This is a genomic window from Streptococcus sp. 2022WUSS135, assembly GCF_044427045.1.
Lineage (GTDB): Bacteria > Bacillota > Bacilli > Lactobacillales > Streptococcaceae > Streptococcus > Streptococcus hashimotonensis.
In genome coordinates this window covers 85,715-102,477 of sequence record NZ_JAOTGL010000003.1, presented here as the reverse complement: position 1 = coordinate 102,477, position 16,763 = coordinate 85,715, and the positions used below count along the sequence as shown (strand labels likewise).

The 16,763-nt window shown below is 41.4% G+C and carries 18 protein-coding genes; 16 read left to right on the top strand and 2 right to left on the bottom strand.

What is annotated here, in order from left to right:
- A partial coding sequence (locus tag ODU45_RS02225) for a hypothetical protein (RefSeq protein WP_398580681.1) occupies window positions 1–189 on the top strand: 189 nt, incomplete at its 5' end.
- On the opposite strand, the gene ODU45_RS02220 is transcribed toward ODU45_RS02225, so the two are convergent.
- Window positions 186–989 (bottom strand): peptidylprolyl isomerase, encoded by an 804-nt coding sequence (locus ODU45_RS02220; RefSeq protein WP_398580680.1) that lies wholly within the window; start codon window positions 987–989, stop codon window positions 186–188. The two genes, ODU45_RS02225 and ODU45_RS02220, sit on opposite strands and share 4 nt — an antisense overlap.
- Before the next feature lie 143 nt (window positions 990–1,132).
- On the opposite strand from ODU45_RS02220, the gene ODU45_RS02215 reads away from it, so the two are divergent.
- From ODU45_RS02215 to ODU45_RS02170, 10 genes are all read left to right on the top strand, one after another.
- Window positions 1,133–1,486 (top strand): DUF2500 domain-containing protein, encoded by a 354-nt coding sequence (locus ODU45_RS02215; protein ID WP_105134064.1) that lies wholly within the window; start codon window positions 1,133–1,135, stop codon window positions 1,484–1,486.
- 84 nt (window positions 1,487–1,570) lie between these two features.
- Window positions 1,571–1,948: a VOC family protein gene (locus tag ODU45_RS02210; RefSeq protein ID WP_024407510.1), complete on the top strand. Its 378-nt coding sequence runs from the start codon at window positions 1,571–1,573 to the stop codon at window positions 1,946–1,948.
- A complete protein-coding gene (locus ODU45_RS02205; protein WP_398580679.1) occupies window positions 1,949–2,488 on the top strand; it encodes a hypothetical protein in 540 nt (179 codons plus the stop codon).
- Between the two features lie 103 nt (window positions 2,489–2,591).
- On the top strand, window positions 2,592–3,581 hold the full coding sequence (locus tag ODU45_RS02200; RefSeq protein WP_398580678.1) for a LacI family DNA-binding transcriptional regulator: 990 nt from the start codon (window positions 2,592–2,594) through the stop codon (window positions 3,579–3,581).
- 155 nt (window positions 3,582–3,736) lie between these two features.
- Window positions 3,737–4,657 carry an ABC transporter permease gene (locus tag ODU45_RS02195; RefSeq protein WP_398580677.1) on the top strand — a complete coding sequence of 307 codons (921 nt, stop codon included), beginning with the start codon at window positions 3,737–3,739 and terminating at the stop codon, window positions 4,655–4,657.
- A gap of 9 nt (window positions 4,658–4,666) precedes the next feature.
- A complete protein-coding gene (locus ODU45_RS02190; RefSeq protein WP_398580676.1) occupies window positions 4,667–5,554 on the top strand; it encodes a carbohydrate ABC transporter permease in 888 nt (295 codons plus the stop codon).
- 199 nt (window positions 5,555–5,753) lie between these two features.
- Window positions 5,754–7,364, top strand: coding sequence for an ABC transporter substrate-binding protein (locus ODU45_RS02185; protein WP_398580675.1), 1,611 nt, complete (start codon window positions 5,754–5,756; stop codon window positions 7,362–7,364).
- A gap of 18 nt (window positions 7,365–7,382) precedes the next feature.
- Window positions 7,383–8,741: a glycoside hydrolase family 32 protein gene (locus ODU45_RS02180; RefSeq protein WP_136671404.1), complete on the top strand. Its 1,359-nt coding sequence runs from the start codon at window positions 7,383–7,385 to the stop codon at window positions 8,739–8,741.
- Between the two features lie 125 nt (window positions 8,742–8,866).
- Window positions 8,867–11,236, top strand: coding sequence for a DNA translocase FtsK (locus ODU45_RS02175; RefSeq protein ID WP_136671403.1), 2,370 nt, complete (start codon window positions 8,867–8,869; stop codon window positions 11,234–11,236).
- The gene (locus ODU45_RS02170) at window positions 11,236–11,622 is read left to right on the top strand and encodes a VOC family protein (RefSeq protein ID WP_105151183.1); all 387 of its coding nucleotides are present in this window, start codon (window positions 11,236–11,238) and stop codon (window positions 11,620–11,622) included. The genes ODU45_RS02175 and ODU45_RS02170 overlap by 1 nt, the downstream gene beginning before the upstream one ends.
- Window positions 11,623–11,931: 309 nt before the next feature.
- Here the strand turns inward: ODU45_RS02170 and ODU45_RS02165 are convergent, their stop codons facing one another.
- The gene (locus ODU45_RS02165) at window positions 11,932–12,300 is read right to left on the bottom strand and encodes a DUF3397 domain-containing protein (RefSeq protein ID WP_004194874.1); all 369 of its coding nucleotides are present in this window, start codon (window positions 12,298–12,300) and stop codon (window positions 11,932–11,934) included.
- A gap of 154 nt (window positions 12,301–12,454) precedes the next feature.
- Here ODU45_RS02165 and rplK point away from each other — a divergent pair, with 154 nt between their 5' ends.
- The 5 genes from rplK to ODU45_RS02140 all read left to right on the top strand — a co-directional run bounded on the left by rplK (window position 12,455) and on the right by ODU45_RS02140 (window position 16,699).
- On the top strand, window positions 12,455–12,880 hold the full coding sequence (gene rplK, locus ODU45_RS02160; RefSeq protein WP_002935890.1) for a 50S ribosomal protein L11: 426 nt from the start codon (window positions 12,455–12,457) through the stop codon (window positions 12,878–12,880).
- 40 nt (window positions 12,881–12,920) lie between these two features.
- A complete protein-coding gene (gene rplA / locus ODU45_RS02155; protein WP_398580674.1) occupies window positions 12,921–13,610 on the top strand; it encodes a 50S ribosomal protein L1 in 690 nt (229 codons plus the stop codon).
- Between the two features lie 106 nt (window positions 13,611–13,716).
- The gene (locus ODU45_RS02150) at window positions 13,717–14,007 is read left to right on the top strand and encodes a hypothetical protein (RefSeq protein WP_136671402.1); all 291 of its coding nucleotides are present in this window, start codon (window positions 13,717–13,719) and stop codon (window positions 14,005–14,007) included.
- 8 nt (window positions 14,008–14,015) lie between these two features.
- Window positions 14,016–14,804 (top strand): glutathione-dependent disulfide-bond oxidoreductase, encoded by a 789-nt coding sequence (yghU, locus tag ODU45_RS02145; protein WP_136671401.1) that lies wholly within the window; start codon window positions 14,016–14,018, stop codon window positions 14,802–14,804.
- Between the two features lie 254 nt (window positions 14,805–15,058).
- On the top strand, window positions 15,059–16,699 hold the full coding sequence (locus ODU45_RS02140; protein ID WP_044683815.1) for a polysaccharide biosynthesis protein: 1,641 nt from the start codon (window positions 15,059–15,061) through the stop codon (window positions 16,697–16,699).
- The last annotated feature ends 64 nt before the right edge of the window (window positions 16,700–16,763 follow it).

The following is a 16,763-nucleotide window of genomic DNA, read 5'->3' as shown; positions in this document are numbered from 1 at the left end:
AAGCAATATTTAATTCCAAACTTAACTGATTTGTGTTATACTGTTTATACATTTTCATGCCTTTCTAGTTGTTTTGTCGTTATTATAATTATAAAGCATGAAATGGAAAACGAGCAACTCCTAATTGGAATTGCTCGTTTTTTTATATGTGAGCGGCTAGTTTTTGCCCAGCCTCAGCTTCATTTTTAAAAGGTGTAATCTTTCAGAATCTCAATAGACTCAATTTTTACATCTGTTTTAGGTTTATCGCTACCATCTGTTTCGACGGAAGCGATTTTATCTACGATGTCCATCCCTTCAATGACTTGACCAAATACGGTATGCTTGCCATCTAAGTTTGGGTTGCCTCCGTTTTTATAAGCATCGATGATTTTACCAGGATAGCTAGAACTAGAGAGTTGGCTAGACATGTCAGTTGTATTTTGATTGATGAAAAACTGACTTCCATTTGTTCCTGCACCAGCATTTGCCATAGAAAGTGAGCCACGAATGTTATAAAGGAAAGCTGAAATCTCGTCTTTAAAACCATTTCCAGCATCGATAGTAGTATCTTTTCCGGCCCAGATAGACTCTCCACCAGTACCATTTCCAAGAGGATCGCCACCTTGAATCATGAAATCCTTAATGACACGATGGAAGATCGTTCCATTATAGTATCCTTCCTTGGCATGGGTCAGAAAGTTTTCCACAGTTAATGGAGCTTGCTCGGGGAAGAGTTTTATAGTGATGTCGCCTTCGGTTGTTTTTATTTTAACAGCAGCCTCATTTTCACCAATTTCATTGGAAAGTTGGGGGAATGTAGCTTTAGGATTGTTAATGGCGTATGCCAAATCTTTGGCATATTGGCTAGAAGCAGTTGTATCAGCTGTCGTAGTCGAGCTTGAACTAGAGCTAGATGCTGTAGAAGATGAGCTATTAGCTGTCGAGTTGTTTATGCAGGCAGTTAGCAAGATGCTCGAAGCTAGAGCAAGAGCTAGTATTTTTTTCATTGAAAATCCTTTCTTGTCTTGTTCAATATTATGCTCATTCTACCATGAAATATGGATTTTTTCAATTTTTATCTAGTATAAAAAGTGTATCTAATTCAACAATATGATATACTATATTCACAAATGTAAAAAGGAGAATAGTGATGTTTGAGAACTTGTTTGGCCCAGATGGAAGCCTAGTATGGCATACGGCCCTTTTCTACAGTTTTTCTGCAATCATATTAGCGACGGTTTGTTTCCATATTATTAAAAATTTTATGGAATGGCACCATAACAATCAGGCCCCAAAAGAATCCTACAGGGCCAAGCTTGTCTCTAAACGAACTCATGTTTTTGGTAATGAAGTAGCACGAACCAATTATTATGTAACGTTTGAATGGGAGGGAAGACGGCAGGAGTTCCGTGTACGCTCGGACGAGTATGCCCTCTTGGCAGAGGGAGATGTAGGCAACCTGCATTTTCAGGGGACTCGCTTCCTAGGTTTTGAACGGCTCTAAGAGTCGTTTTTCTTTTGAAAATATCCCTATCTAGTGTATAATGGTCTGAACAGATATTCGTACAACACAAAAGAGGTATTTAAAATGATTCAATCAATCGGACAGGTTATGCTGTATGTCAATAATCCTGAAGCAGCCGCAAAATTCTGGAATGAAAAAGTTGGCTTTGAGCGTGTAGAACGCCAAGAACAAGGTCCGCAAGTTTCTTATGTTATCGCGCCAAAAGTAGATAGCGATGTTCAATTTGTTCTTCATGATAAGGCAGCAGTTGCTGAAATGCATCCAGAGATGTTTCTTGGTATTCCATCTATCTTGATGGCATCTGCAGATGTTGAAAAAACCTACCAAGAATTTATCGAACGCGGTGTCAATGCCAACCCAGTTATGGATCTTGGATTTATGAAAACTTTCAACTTTAGCGACGAAGAAGGCAACTATTACGCAGTACAAGAGGTAAAATAAATGTCAATTCAGAATCGGATTGAAGAAATGTACAAAGACCATGAGGTCAAGCCCTATATTTCCCCTGAACGTGACCTGGCAGCCTGGCTTTTGGAGGCCAAGCCCGTTCCAAAACGCAATATGATTCGGCTAGAAGAAGGTCTGCTGGCAGGGGACATTATCCTCCTCTGGCGTGTCAATTTTGGCACTTTTACAACTACGACGCCCTATTCCAAGTATTTTGAGTACATTTACGGCATCAATGGCCCTGCCCATATGGAAAAGTTGTTGGCGGAAGGCTATGTTTATTTAGAGTCAGCCTTTGATTCGCTGGACCACATTACCTCCACTGCCAAGAAGAATATCCTCAAGGCAGAAGGCGTGACCGGTCTTTCCAAGATGAAGGCGGCCGACCTCGACACTGCCCTCAAGGACCACTTGACAGAAGAAAAACTAGCTCCCTACTTTGCTGTTCGTGGTTATGCCCTGACGAAAAAAGGCAAAGCTGCTCTGGAAAATCACCCAGAAGTCATTGACAAACACCCAAAGAAGAAAATGTAGACTGGCAAGGCTAGTCTATTTTTTCTTGACAGAAAACGTTATCAATGGTATTCTAATATAAAATATTGAAACGTTTCAAAAACGAAATAGAAAGGAGCAAACAATGGCAGAGCAAAAATCAATTACTATGAAAGATGTAGCAAGACTAGCTGGTGTCAGTGTTGGTACGGTTTCTCGAGTTATTAATAAGGAACCAGGTATTAAGGAAAGCACACTAGAAAAAGTTCAGACTGCCATTCAGGAATTAAATTACATTCCAGATGTTTATGCGCGTGGGATGAAAAAGAACAAGACGGAAACCATTGCCTTAATTATTCCAACAGTCTGGCATCCATTTTTTGGAGAGTTTGCCTACCATGTCGAAGTGGCCCTGAGCAAGAAGAACTACAAGCTCTTGCTCTGCAATATCTCAGGACCCAAGCGGGAACTAGACTACCTAACCATGCTCCAGCAAAATAAGGTGGACGGCATCATTGCCATCACCTACAGTCCGATTGAGGATTACTTATCGTCCAATATTCCTTTTGTGAGTATCGACCGCACCTATGAAAACAAGGCAATCCCTTGTGTCAGTTCGGACAACCAAGCTGGTGCGGAACTGGCAGCGGATACCTTGATTGCAAAAGGAGGTCGCCATTTTGCCTTTATCGGCGGGCACAATAAAACAATCAATGAAACCAAGAAGCGCAGATTGTATTTTGAAAAGCGGATTGTAGAGGCAGGTTTTCCTTGTCAGGTCTTGGACTTGGAAGAGCCATATGATGACTTTGTCGGCCAAGTCGAAGAGTTTCTGATTAACAATCCACAGGTTGACGCCATTTTCACCATCAATGATTTTGTAGCCCTAGACACACTTGCTGTTTTGGAAAAACTGGGACGACGGGTTCCAGAAGACGTGCAGGTAATCGGCTATGACGGCATTCAGTTGGCAAGTGAACGCTCTTTAGAACTTTCCACCATTCGTCAGCCTCTAGAGGCTATGGCCCAGGAAGCAGTTGCCTGTCTAGTCGATGTCATCGAGAAAAGGGAGCGTCCTCTCCAAGTTACGTTACCAATTTCTTATGTGGACGGAAAAACTACAAAAAATTTTTAAAAAAGCAGTTGACAGAAAACGGTTACAATGATAAAATAAAATCATCAATAAACAGTTGGTTTTATTTTTACAAGAAAAATGAAACGTTTCAAAAAAGAGGTTCACATCCTCTTTCTAAAATCAATAAATTTGAAACGTTTCAAAAAGGAGTTCTTATGAAAACATCAAAACTGCAACAAGCTGGGCTCTTGGATCGAATCAAGCAACAGAAACTCTTGTTACTGATGTTACTACCAGGCTTGGTCTTGACTTTCATCTTCCGTTACATCCCCATGTATGGGGTCTTGATTGCCTTTAAAGATTATAATCCTTTAAAAGGGGTGCTTGGTAGTGAGTGGATTGGGTTTGAAGAGTTTACCAAGTTTCTTTCTTCTCCCAATTTCGGCACCTTACTTGCCAACACCTTGAAATTGAGTGTCTACGGTTTGCTTCTGGGATTTCTTCCGCTCATTATTTTGGCAATCATGCTCAACCAACTATTGAGTGATAAGGCTAAAAAACGGATTCAGTTGGTACTGTACGCACCAAACTTCATCTCGGTCGTTGTCATCGTTGGTATGATTTTCCTCTTCTTCTCAGTAGGAGGACCAGTCAACTCAATCCTCAGTCTATTTGGTATTGAAGCCAACTTCCTGACAGATCCTGACTTCTTCAGACCACTCTATATCTTAAGTGGTATCTGGCAGGGAATGGGCTGGGCATCGACTCTCTACACAGCTACCTTGGTCAATGTTGATCCAGCCTTGATTGAAGCGGCTAAACTAGACGGTGCCAACATCTTCCAACGAATCTGGCACATTGACCTGCCTGCATTGAAACCAGTCATGGTCATTCAATTTATCCTGGCAGCTGGGGGCATTATGAACGTTGGCTATGAAAAAGCCTTCCTGATGCAGACCTCCCTCAACCTAACCAGTTCTGAAATTATCTCCACCTACGTCTACAAAATCGGTTTGGTGTCAGGTGACTACTCTTATTCAACAGCGGTTGGTTTATTCAATGCCTTTATCAATATTATCCTGCTGATTGCAGTCAATAAGATTGTCCAACGCATCAATGACGGACAAGGCTTATAGGAGGTTCGTATGAATACACAAATGTACACAAAATTTGACAAGCGAATGCTGATTGTCAATAAAATCTTGCTGGCATTTCTTGTTTTCATAACAGTTGTGCCTATGACTTACATTTTAGTAGCTTCCTTCATGGACCCACAGGCCTTGGTCAGCAAGGGAATTAGCTTTGATCCAAAGGACTGGACAGTAGAAGGCTACCAACGAGTCTTTTCAGACAAGTCTATCCTATGTGGATTTTTCAACTCCCTCTTTTATTCCTTCTCCTTTGCCTTTGTGACTGTAGCCATTTCGGTCATGACTGCCTATCCCCTTTCTAAGAAGGATTTGGTCGGGAAAAAATGGATCAATACCTTCCTCGTCTTCACCATGTTCTTTGGTGGTGGCCTTGTTCCGACCTACCTCTTGGTCAAAGATTTGGGAATGTTGAACACCGTTTGGGCCATTATTATCCCTGGTGCAGTCAATGTTTGGAATATCATCTTGGCACGGACCTATTTCCAAGGCTTGCCAGATGAGTTGGTAGAAGCAGCGGTAATGGACGGGGCCAATGAATTTCAGATTTTCTGGAAAATCATGATCCCGCTGGCAAAACCAATTATGTTTGTCCTCTTCCTCTATGCCTTTGTCGGTCAATGGAATTCTTACTTCGATGCCATGATTTACATTAAGGATCCAGACTTGGAACCGCTCCAACTCGTGCTACGGAAAATCCTCATTCAGAGTGAGCCTGCCAAGGATATGATTGGTGCCCAGGCTGCCATGAATGAAATGAAACGAATCGCAGAAATGATTAAGTATGCGACCATAGTTATCTCTAGCTTGCCACTCATTGTCATGTATCCATTCTTCCAGAAATACTTTGATAAGGGTATCATGGCTGGTTCATTAAAAGGTTAATAAATATCTTTCATTTTCTCTTTTCTTGCGTCGTTAACTCACTTTGCCGTACCTCAGTACAGCCTTCAGCTTTTGATAGGAACGTAGTTCCCTCTATTTCCCACCTCTAAAGGTTCTCAAAACCTTTAGAGCTAGTAATAAAAGGAAAATGAAAGATATTCTAAAAAATCAATTTACAAATTATAGGAGGTTGTTTCTGATGAAACACACATTTGGAAAAACAGTTGTTACGCTTCTTGCAAGTACCGTTTTATTGGCTGCTTGTGGTTCAAAAAATACCGCATCAAGCCCTGATTATGAATTAAAGGATGTTCAGTTCCCTTTGGAAAAATCAGTTACGCTTAAATTCATGACTGCTAGTTCGCCCTTAGCTCCAGCAGATCCAAATGAAAAGTTAATTTTCAAGCGTTTAGAAGAAGAAACAGGCGTTCATATTGACTGGACAAATTATCAGTCTGACTTTGGTGAAAAACGGAACTTAGATATTGCTTCAGGTGATTTACCAGATGCCATTCACAACGACGGGGCTTCTGATGTGGAATTGATGAATTGGGCGAAGCAAGGGGTTATCGTACCAGTTGAAGACTTGATTGATGAGCATATGCCAAACCTCAAGAAAATTCTTGCTGAGAACCCAGAATACCGTTCAATGATTACGGCTCCAGACGGACATATCTACTCATTCCCATGGATTGAAGAGTTAGGTGAAGGTAAGGAATCAATTCACACCGTTAACGATATTGCTTGGATTAACAAAGAATGGTTGAACAAACTCGGTCTTGAAATGCCAAAAACAACGGACGACTTGATTAAGGTCCTTGAAGCCTTCAAGACCCAAGATCCAAACGGAAACGGCAAGGCGGATGAAATTCCAATGGGCTTCATCAATGGTGGAGGAAATGAGGACTTCAAAATTCTTTTTGGTGCATTCGGTGTAGGTGATAATGATGACCACTTAGTTGTCAGCAATGACGGAACTGTTGACTTCACAGCGGACAATGAAGACTACAAAGAAGGTGTTGAATTTATGCGTACCCTTCAAGAAAAAGGTCTTCTAGATCCTGAAGCGTTTGAACAAGATTGGAACACTTACATCTCTAAAGGGAGTGAAAATCTCTATGGAGTTTACTTTACTTGGGATAAGGCAAATGTGACAGGTATGAACGATACCTATGACATCTTGCCAGTCTTGGCAGGTCCTGATGGAACAAAGCACATCACTCGTACAAACGGTATGGGCTTCCAACGTGACCGCATGGTTATCACATCAGCCAATAAAAACTTGGAATTGACAGCCAAGTGGATTGATGCCCAATACGCTCCGCTCCAATCTGTTCAAAACAACTGGGGGACCTATGGCGACGAAAGCCAACAAAATATATTTGAACTTGACACAGCAACTAACAGCTTGAAACACTTACCATTGGATGGTACTGTTCCAGGCGAATTGCGTCAGAAGACAGAAGTTGGTGGACCCTTGGCTATTCTTGATGAATACTACGGTACAGTGACCACCATGCCAGATGACGCTAAATGGCGTTTGGATTTGATGCACGCTACTTATCTTGACTATGTGACAAATGACGATATCTACCCTCGTGTCTTCATGGAACAAGAAGATTTGGATAAAATTGCTCAAGTTGAAGCAGATATGAACGACTTCATCTACCGCAAACGTGCAGAATGGATTGTGAACGGCGGCATTGAAGAAGAATGGGATAGCTATTTGAAAGAATTGGAAAGCTACGGTCTGTCTGACTGGTTAGCTATCAAGCAAAAATACTACGATCAATACAAAGAAAATCAGTAATCAAAAAGGAGGCTGCCTGTGAAAACAGTTGAAAAAGCCAATGCATATATTCAAGCAGAAAAAGTAACCCTTGATCCGACATTTAGACCAGAACGTCATTTCGTTCCAGAAATTGGCTGGATCAATGACCCAAATGGATTTGTCTATTTCAAAGGTGAATACCACCTCTTTTATCAATTCAATCCCTATGAAAGTGTCTGGGGGCCGATGCATTGGGGTCACGCCAAAAGTAAGGACTTGGTCAACTGGGAATATCTCCCAGTCGCTCTTGCTCCAGACAAGGACTACGATAAGGATGGCTGTTTCTCGGGCTCTGCTATTGTAAAAGACGATACCCTCTGGCTCATGTACACGGGCAACATCGTCAATGAAGATGGCTCTGTCAGACAGGTGCAGAACATGGCCTATTCGACAGACGGTATTCATTTTGAAAAAATCGCTCAGAACCCTGTCGCAACGGAGGAATTTTTACCAGAAGAAGTCATCGCCAATGACTTCCGTGATCCAAAGATTTTCGAGAAAGACGGCCGCTACTATTCTGTTGTGGCAACCAAGCATAAAGACGGTGTCGGCTGTATTGTCCTACTTGGATCTGACGATTTGCTAGACTGGCAATTTGAGTCTATCTTCTTAAAAGGCCAAGCTCACCAAGGTCACGTTTGGGAATGTCCTGATTACTTTGAAGTAGATGGTCAAGAGTATCTGATTGTTTCGCCGATGCGCTATCAAAAAGAAGATAATGACTTTGTCAATATCAATTCCAATATCTTTGTGACTGGTCATGTGGACTGGGACAAGAAAGTCTTTGTAGCAGATAATTTCAAGGAGATTGACCACGGTCATGATTTCTATGCAGCTCAAACAACTGAAGGTTCAGAAGGGGAGCGTGTCATGATTGCCTGGATGCATACATGGGGCCGTCCGCTTGTAACCAATGACCTTGGGCACAAGTGGTATGGTCAAATGACCCTGCCTCGTCTACTTAAGCAAGGCGAGAATGGACTCAAACAGGTCTTGCCAGCAGGTATCTTGAACAGCTTCGACGACATTGAAATCGGTCAAGTTATTCAAGGTCCAAGCAAATTCTCCCTCAAACTGGACGACAGTTTATACTTGAAACTAGGTACTGACCAAGACTATCTTCAATTTGGCTATGATAAAGAAAGACAAGAAGTCTATATCGACCGTAGCTCTCTCAAGATCCAGCAAGCTGGTGAGGAGGAATGGTCAACCGTTCGTCGAGCGGTCACGGTTCAAGCGACAGAGCTAGAGGTCTTGGTTGACACCAACTGTTTGGAAATCTTTATTAACGATGGTCAAGAAACCCTGACATCGACCTTCTACGTAGAAGGTCAGATTATTCTAAACGCTCTATAATATTATTTGCCCTCTTAAATTATTCTTTCACTCCAAGAGAAACCCTGTATTTGCAGGGTTTTTTCTATCATGAAAATTCTTCCCAATTATGATAAAATAAAGAGATTGAGAAAGTTGAGGTATCTATGAGAAAGACAAGTAAAAAAGGAAAGGCTACGAGGCGACCAACCAAGGCAGAATTAGCACAGCAAGAACGTGTTAAAAATATCACCCTTCGAGTATTGGGTCTTTTATTCATTGCCTTTGCAGCCAGTCGCCTAGGTGTGTTTGGAGTGACCAGCTACAATATTTTCCGACTATTATTTGGTAGTCTGGCCTATCTATTATTGGCAGGTGCATTTATCTACCTTCTTATTCCCAAAGTCTTACGCGAAAGAGAAGGGACCATATCGGGCTTCTGGCTGATTGTTATTGGGTTATTAATTGAATTTCAGGCTTATTTAGATTGGACCTATCAAGGGAGTGACCTATTCGGTCATACTCTAAAATTGGCCTTGTCAGACCTAGCTAAGTTTCAGGTAACAGCATTTCTAGGCGGAGGGATGATTGGAAGTATCTTCTATCTGCCAGTCTCCTTCCTTTTTGCAAATGTCGGTTCCTTCTTCATCGGTCTTCTAGTGATAGCATTTGGTATCTTTTTTGTAAGCCCATGGTCTGTTTATGATGTTGCCGATGGCTTGGCGGTTGCCAAAGATAAGTTGGCGGAGACGCAGGTAAAAAGAGCAGAGCTTCGAACACAGAAGAAAGCAGAACGAGAAGAAAAACGTCAGCAAGAATTAGCTCGTCTAGAAGAGGAACGCCTTCGTCTAGAGGAAGAGGAAGAGTCAGCTCGGGCTTTGGCACTGGTAGATAGACATGTCGATTTAGAAACGGGTGAAATCCTAGAAGAAGAGCCTGTTCAAGTACCGATTATTTCAGAAGATGACCACTTAGACATAGAAGATGAATTTCCTATTATGTTGGCAGAAGATGACCAACCAGCACAAACAAACTCGGCAAGCCAGGATTCTGAACCAAATGAGTTTGAGAAGGACGAGGCAGATGTGCAGATTGATTTCAAGCCTAAGCAGAGACTAGCATATAAACTTCCGTCCATAGACTTATTTGCTCCTATAAAAGCTAAGAGTCAGTCCAATGAAAAACGGATTGTTCGCCAGAATATTAAAGTTTTAGAAGACACCTTTGCCAGTTTTGGAATCAAGGTGGTGGTTGAGCGTGCTGAGATTGGACCATCGGTAACCAAGTATGAAGTCAAACCAGCAGTCGGCGTCCGAGTCAATCGGATTTCTAACCTAGCTGATGACTTGGCTCTAGCTCTTGCGGCTAAAGATGTCCGGATTGAAGCTCCTATCCCAGGAAAATCTCTGGTCGGTATTGAAGTTCCAAACTCCGAAGTGGCTACAGTACCTTTCCGTGAGCTCTGGGAACAATCTAAAACAGACTCAGACAAGCTTCTGGAAATTCCTCTCGGTAAGGCTGTAAATGGCTCCGTCCGTTCCTTTAACCTAGCACGTATGCCCCATCTATTGGTGGCTGGTTCAACTGGTTCAGGGAAGTCTGTTGCTGTCAACGGTATCATCTCTTCAATTCTCATGAAAGCTGGTCCAGACCAAGTTAAGTTCATGATGATTGACCCCAAAATGGTCGAATTATCGGTCTATAATGATATTCCCCACCTCTTGATTCCCGTTGTGACCAACCCACGCAAGGCTGCTCGAGCTCTTCAAAAAGTAGTGGATGAAATGGAGAAACGTTATGAGTTGTTTAGCCAAATTGGTGTCCGAAACTTAGAAGGTTATAATGCGAAGGTCGAAGAATTTAATAGCCGTTCAGAAGAAAAACAGATTCCACTTCCTCTTATTGTAGTAATCGTAGATGAGCTGGCAGACTTGATGATGGTAGCCAGCAAGGAAGTGGAAGATGCCATTATTCGCTTGGGACAGAAGGCTCGTGCAGCAGGTATCCACATGATTCTTGCTACCCAGCGACCATCTGTTGATGTTATTTCAGGCTTGATTAAAGCCAATGTACCATCTCGTATCGCCTTTGCCGTATCAAGCGGTACAGACAGTCGGACGATTCTAGATGAAAATGGTGCTGAAAAACTCTTGGGTCGCGGTGACATGCTCTTTAAACCGATTGATGAAAATCATCCAGTCCGCTTGCAAGGTTCCTTTATATCTGATGATGATGTAGAAGCAATAGTTGGCTTTATCAAGGATCAGGCAGATGCAGATTATGATGAATCCTTTGATCCAGGTGAAGTGGCAGAAGGTGATGGCGATGCAGGTTTTGGTGATGCTGGAGGAGATCCACTTTTCAACGAAGCACGTGCCTTGGTAGTTGAGACACAAAAAGCCAGCGCCTCTATGATTCAACGACGCTTGTCTGTTGGTTTTAACAGGGCAACACGCCTCATGGAAGAGCTAGAAGCAGCGGGTGTCATTGGTCCAGCTGAAGGAACAAAACCTAGAAAGGTATTGGAAACACAATAATGAAATTTGATGCAGTTCATCATATTGCAATTATCGGTAGTGACTATGACAAAACAAGAGAATTTTATGTTGAAAAACTAGGCTTTGAACAGGTGGATGAACATATTCGCCCAGAAAAAAATGATATTCTCTTCAATGTCAAAAAAGGCAATCTGATCTTGGAAATCTTCATCAAACCAGATGCTCCGCTGAGACCAGCCATGCCTCATCCTGAACATACAGGTCTACGCCATCTAGCCTTCCAGGTTGCAGATGTGGAAGCCTGTCTGGAAGAGTTTGATCGTCTGGACATCCGACATGAAGTCCTGCGAACAGATGATTTTGATGGTAAAAAAATGGCCTTCTTCTTTGATCCAGATGGCCTCCCTCTAGAAATTCATGAATAGTCCATCTTTTCATGTCCAGAGAGGCCTATCAATATGACAACTAATTAATACTCTTAGAAAATCAAAATCATACGCTGTTGACTTGATTTGATGAACGTCAGTTCTATCTATAGTCATTTGAATTAACTTTGATACATCGTCACTTTCGGCTTGCCGTACTATAGTACAGCCTGCACCTCAGTTCCTTGTCTGAAAGCTAATTCATTCGACTATACATCTACGTCGCCTTGTCTGATTTAGTATAAAAAAGAATCCCCACTGCGCCTGCAATGGGGATTCATTATGCCATCTATGAAAGGATGGATGATTTTAGGATTTTAAAGTGAAGACCGCAATAACCAAAGCTAGGTACATCAAAAAGGTCAAGATAAAACTAGCTCGCCAGAAAACCTTGAAGAAACGGCGATATAAAAAATTCTTTTTCTTTAAAAGGAAGAAACCACAAAGACCAATCGCCAGTAGTGAGAGGGCTAGGACAAGCTGAGGCAGCAGACTGTTATAGTAGGCCTTGTCCGAAATCAGATAAAATTCAATTGCATAGAGAGGAAAGGCAATGTCTGCAAAGTTCCATCCTCGGTTTTGCAACCTAAAAAACTTGACAGCAATTATCGAAATGGCCAAGGTTAGAAAGATAAATAGAAAGGCTACTATTTTTAAAAATATAATCGATTCAAACATACATTCATTCTATAAAAAATGTGAAAAAAAGTAAACCTAAAGCTTGCATTTCTTTAAAAATCGTGTATAATGAAAAGGTATGTGTAAAACACATATTTGTGGGAGGTAAAAATCTTTAATTACCGCCAAAACCACAATAGGAGGATTTTATATCATGGCTAAAAAAGTCGAAAAACTCGTAAAACTTCAAATTCCTGCAGGTAAAGCTACTCCAGCTCCACCAGTCGGACCAGCACTTGGTCAAGCAGGTATCAACATCATGGGATTCACAAAAGAGTTTAACGCTCGTACAGCTGACCAAGCTGGCATGATCATCCCAGTAGTTATCTCTGTGTATGAAGATAAATCATTCACTTTCATCACTAAAACACCACCAGCTGCTGTTCTTTTGAAAAAAGCTGCAGGTGTTGAAAAAGGTTCAGGTACACCAAACAAAACTAAAGTTGCAACAGTTACTCGTGCACAAGTACAAGAAATTGCTGAAACTAAAATGCCTGACTTGAACGCTGCATCTCTTGAAGCTGCAATGCGTATGATCGAAGGTACTGCTCGTTCTATGGGATTCACTGTTACTGACTAAGTAGCACCCAAGATTATCTGATTACAAGGAGACATATAACATGGCTAAAAAAAGCAAAAACTTGCGTGCTGCTCTTGAAAAAATCGACAGCACAAAACTTTACAGCGTAGAAGAAGCTGTTGCTCTTGCAAAAGAAACTAACTTCGCTAAATTTGATGCGTCAGTTGAAGTTGCTTACAACTTGAACATCGACGTACGTAAAGCTGATCAACAAATCCGTGGTGCAATGGTATTGCCAAACGGTACTGGTAAAACTTCACGCGTTCTTGTTTTCGCACGTGGTGCTAAAGCAGAAGAAGCAAAAGCTGCTGGTGCAGACTTTGTTGGTGAAGATGACCTCGTTGCTAAAATCAACGGTGGTTGGTTGGACTTCGACGTTGTTATCGCAACTCCAGATATGATGGCAGTTGTTGGACGTCTTGGTCGCGTACTTGGTCCACGTAACTTGATGCCAAACCCTAAAACTGGTACAGTAACAATGGATGTTGCTAAAGCAGTTGAAGAGTCTAAAGGTGGTAAAATCACTTACCGTGCTGACAAAGCAGGTATCGTACAAGCTCTTATCGGTAAAGTATCATTTGACGCTGACAAACTCGTTGAAAACTTCAAAGCTTTCCACGATGTAATGGCTAAAGCTAAACCAGCTACAGCTAAAGGTACTTACATGACTTCAGTATCAATCACAACAACGCAAGGTGTTGGTATCAAAGTTGATCCTAACTCATTTTAATCAATAGAAAGATTGTCTTAGGGCAATCTTTTTTTCTTGAGATTTTCTTGACAAGCACTTGATTTCGATTTATACTATATTCAATTTACATAAAAGGAGTTATCCAATGAAAGTAGCAGAGAAAGAAGAGCTTTATAAATACCTTTCTGCAGCCTACAACCTTCCGCAGGAAGCATTTTCAGAAGCCCTGCGTGAAAAAATATTGGAGGTAGCAGGTCAGCTGGACAAGGAGGAAAATCTCTATATACTGGCAGGACACTTAAGTCGCTTTATCAATGCAGAGTTAACAGCTCTGACTTGCCGAGCGCCTAAGGAATTGGTGCAACTAGCCCATTACCTTCAAGAGGTTCAAAACCAATATCGCTATACCAGTCTTTTTCCAGGAAAGGTAAAATAGGAGAAAACATGACAGAATATACAAAACCACTCGTTTGGAAGTGGGAAGATGAAAATGACAACCGATCTGGCAACCGTCCAACAGCGGGCAGTCGCTTTGAGCAAGACCTACCAAAGGGAGAGAAGCCTTTCCAAGTCTATTCATTGGGGACGCCGAATGGCATTAAGGTTGCTATTATGTTGGAGGAGTTGAAAGAGTTAGGTATTTCGGAAGCTGATTATGACCTCTTTCTCATCAATATCGGTCAAGGAGACCAATTTGGCTCCGATTTTGTTGCCATCAACCCCAACTCCAAAATACCAGCTATGGTAGATTATTCCGAGCAAGAACCGATTTCGGTCTTTGAATCAGCCAATATTCTCCTCTACTTGGCAGAAAAGTTTGACGCCTTCCTACCAAAAGCTTGGGCAGAGCGGACAGAGGTTCTTAATTGGCTCTTCTGGCAAACTGGCGCCGCTCCATTTGTTGGTGGAGGATTTGGACATTTCTTCCATTACACTCCGACAGTGCAAGAATATCCGATTAATCGCTATACAATGGAAACTAAGCGTCAGCTGGATCTCTTGGATCAATTATTGGGGACAAGAGAATATGTAGCTGGAAATACCTATACCATCGCAGATATTGCTATTTGGTCTTGGTATGGTCGCTTGGTTCAAGGAGAACTATATCCAGGTTCGGTAGAATTTTTAGATGTTGATTCTTACAAGCATCTAAAGTCCTGGGTAGAGAAAATAGCCCAACGCCCAGCTGTACAACGAGGGTTGACAGTGAAATATCATTCAATTGATAATTAATTGACTTGCCCACCTTATGGGTGGGTTTTTCTTTTACTTTGGTATGATAAAAGTTTATAATGAAAGAGTTAGACTTTGTGAAAATCCAAAAACAGAAATTAATAATTGATACTCAATGAAAATCAGAATTAGACTAGGCGACGTAGATGCAGATAGAACTGAAGTTCATCAAATCAAGTCAACAACGTCTGATTTTGATTTTCGAAGAGTATGAGTTTTTCCTGTCTTATATTTACATAGAAAGTAATAGAAAAATGTCCGAAAAAGTTGAAATGCAGCAGTCCAAAGAACAGGCGACAATGGCCAGAGGCTTGGCTTGGTTGACTGCTGGAAATATTCTTAGTCGCCTGCTTGGTGTTGCCTATGTTATTCCCTGGTATATTTGGTTAGGGGAATATCGAGCTGAAGCCAATGCCCTCTTTAGTATGGGGTATCAAATCTATGCCAACTTCTTATTGATTTCAACAGCTGGTCTTCCGACAGCTATTGCCAAACAAGTAGCTAAATACAATGTCTTGGGTAAAGAAGAGGTGTCGCTCTACTTGGTCAGAGAATTCTTCAAGCTCATGTTGGTCTTTGGAGCTGTCTTCGCAGGAGTCATGTATCTAAGTGCTCCGTGGTTGGCAGACGCATCGGGGTCGAAGGAAAAGTTACTTCCAGTCATGTATAGTCTAGTCCCGCCTCTCTTTATCTTCCCAGCCATGAGTATCTTGCGTGGTTTTTTCCAAGGTCGGCACGATATGAAGCCCTATGCGATCAGCCAGCTTGCAGAGCAGCTGGTACGGGTTATCTGGATACTGGCAGCAACATTTATGATTATGAAGTTGGGTAGCGGAGACTATCTTGAAGCAGTTGTCCAATCTACCTTTGCAGCTTTTGTCGGGATGATTGCTAGTGTTGGGATTTTAGTTTATACTTTATGGAAGCAAGGTTACCTTGGTAAGTTGCTTCATGCTAAGAAACAAAAGATTTCTTTGGATACAGGTCAACTTATTAAGGAAACTGTTCGAGATGCGATTCCAATTATCATTTTAGGTCTAACGATTCAATTATTGCAGTTTATTGACCAAGTCACATTTATTCGTGTTATGGAAAGAATTACGAATTACAGTAATTCGGAACTTTTGGAACTTTATTCGTATATGGCTGCCAATCCAAGTAAGATTACGATGATGATTATCGGGATTTCACTGAGTTTGGGAAGTGTTGCTATTCCATTGATTACAGAGAAATTTGTCAAGAAAGATTTGAAGGCGGCGTCTCATTTAGTGGCGGATAATCTACAATTACTCTTTATATTCACTATACCGGCAATTGTTGGAACAGTCCTGTTAGCTGGGCCACTCTATACGATTTTTTACGGACCGTCAGAGCCTATCGCCATTACTCTATTCATTTGGAACTTATTTTTAATTTTACCTCTGGGACTATATTCTGTCATTAGTGTAGTCATTCAAGCAATATTTGAAAATAGAAGAGCGATTTATTATTTCTTGATTGGGATGCTAGTGAAAATCGTTTTACAAGTACCAATGATCTATGTCTTTAAGGTATATGGTAGCTTTATCTCGACGATATTTGGGTTGGGAATTATGCTGTACCTCTTCTATAGACGAATTGACAAGGTTCTGCATATTGATGAAAGACTAGTGATAAAAGATATTGCGACCATTAGTTGGATTTCTATCGTAATGGGACTCGTTGTATGGGGGATTGAATTTGTCCTGAATCTTATCCTTCCAGCAAATGGCTATGTATCTAGCTTTATCCACTTGGCTGTTGCAGGTGGAGCAGGTATGCTTGTTTTTGTCATCTTGACATTGAAGACTCGTCAGCTAGATCGTTTAATTGGAAGTCGGGCTCAGAGTTTACGGAGGAAATTGCGCCTAGGCTAGTTTGTTTTAAAAATCTCTAATTTCTACTATTGAAAAGCTGGGAAAAAGAGGCGTTTTAGAATGT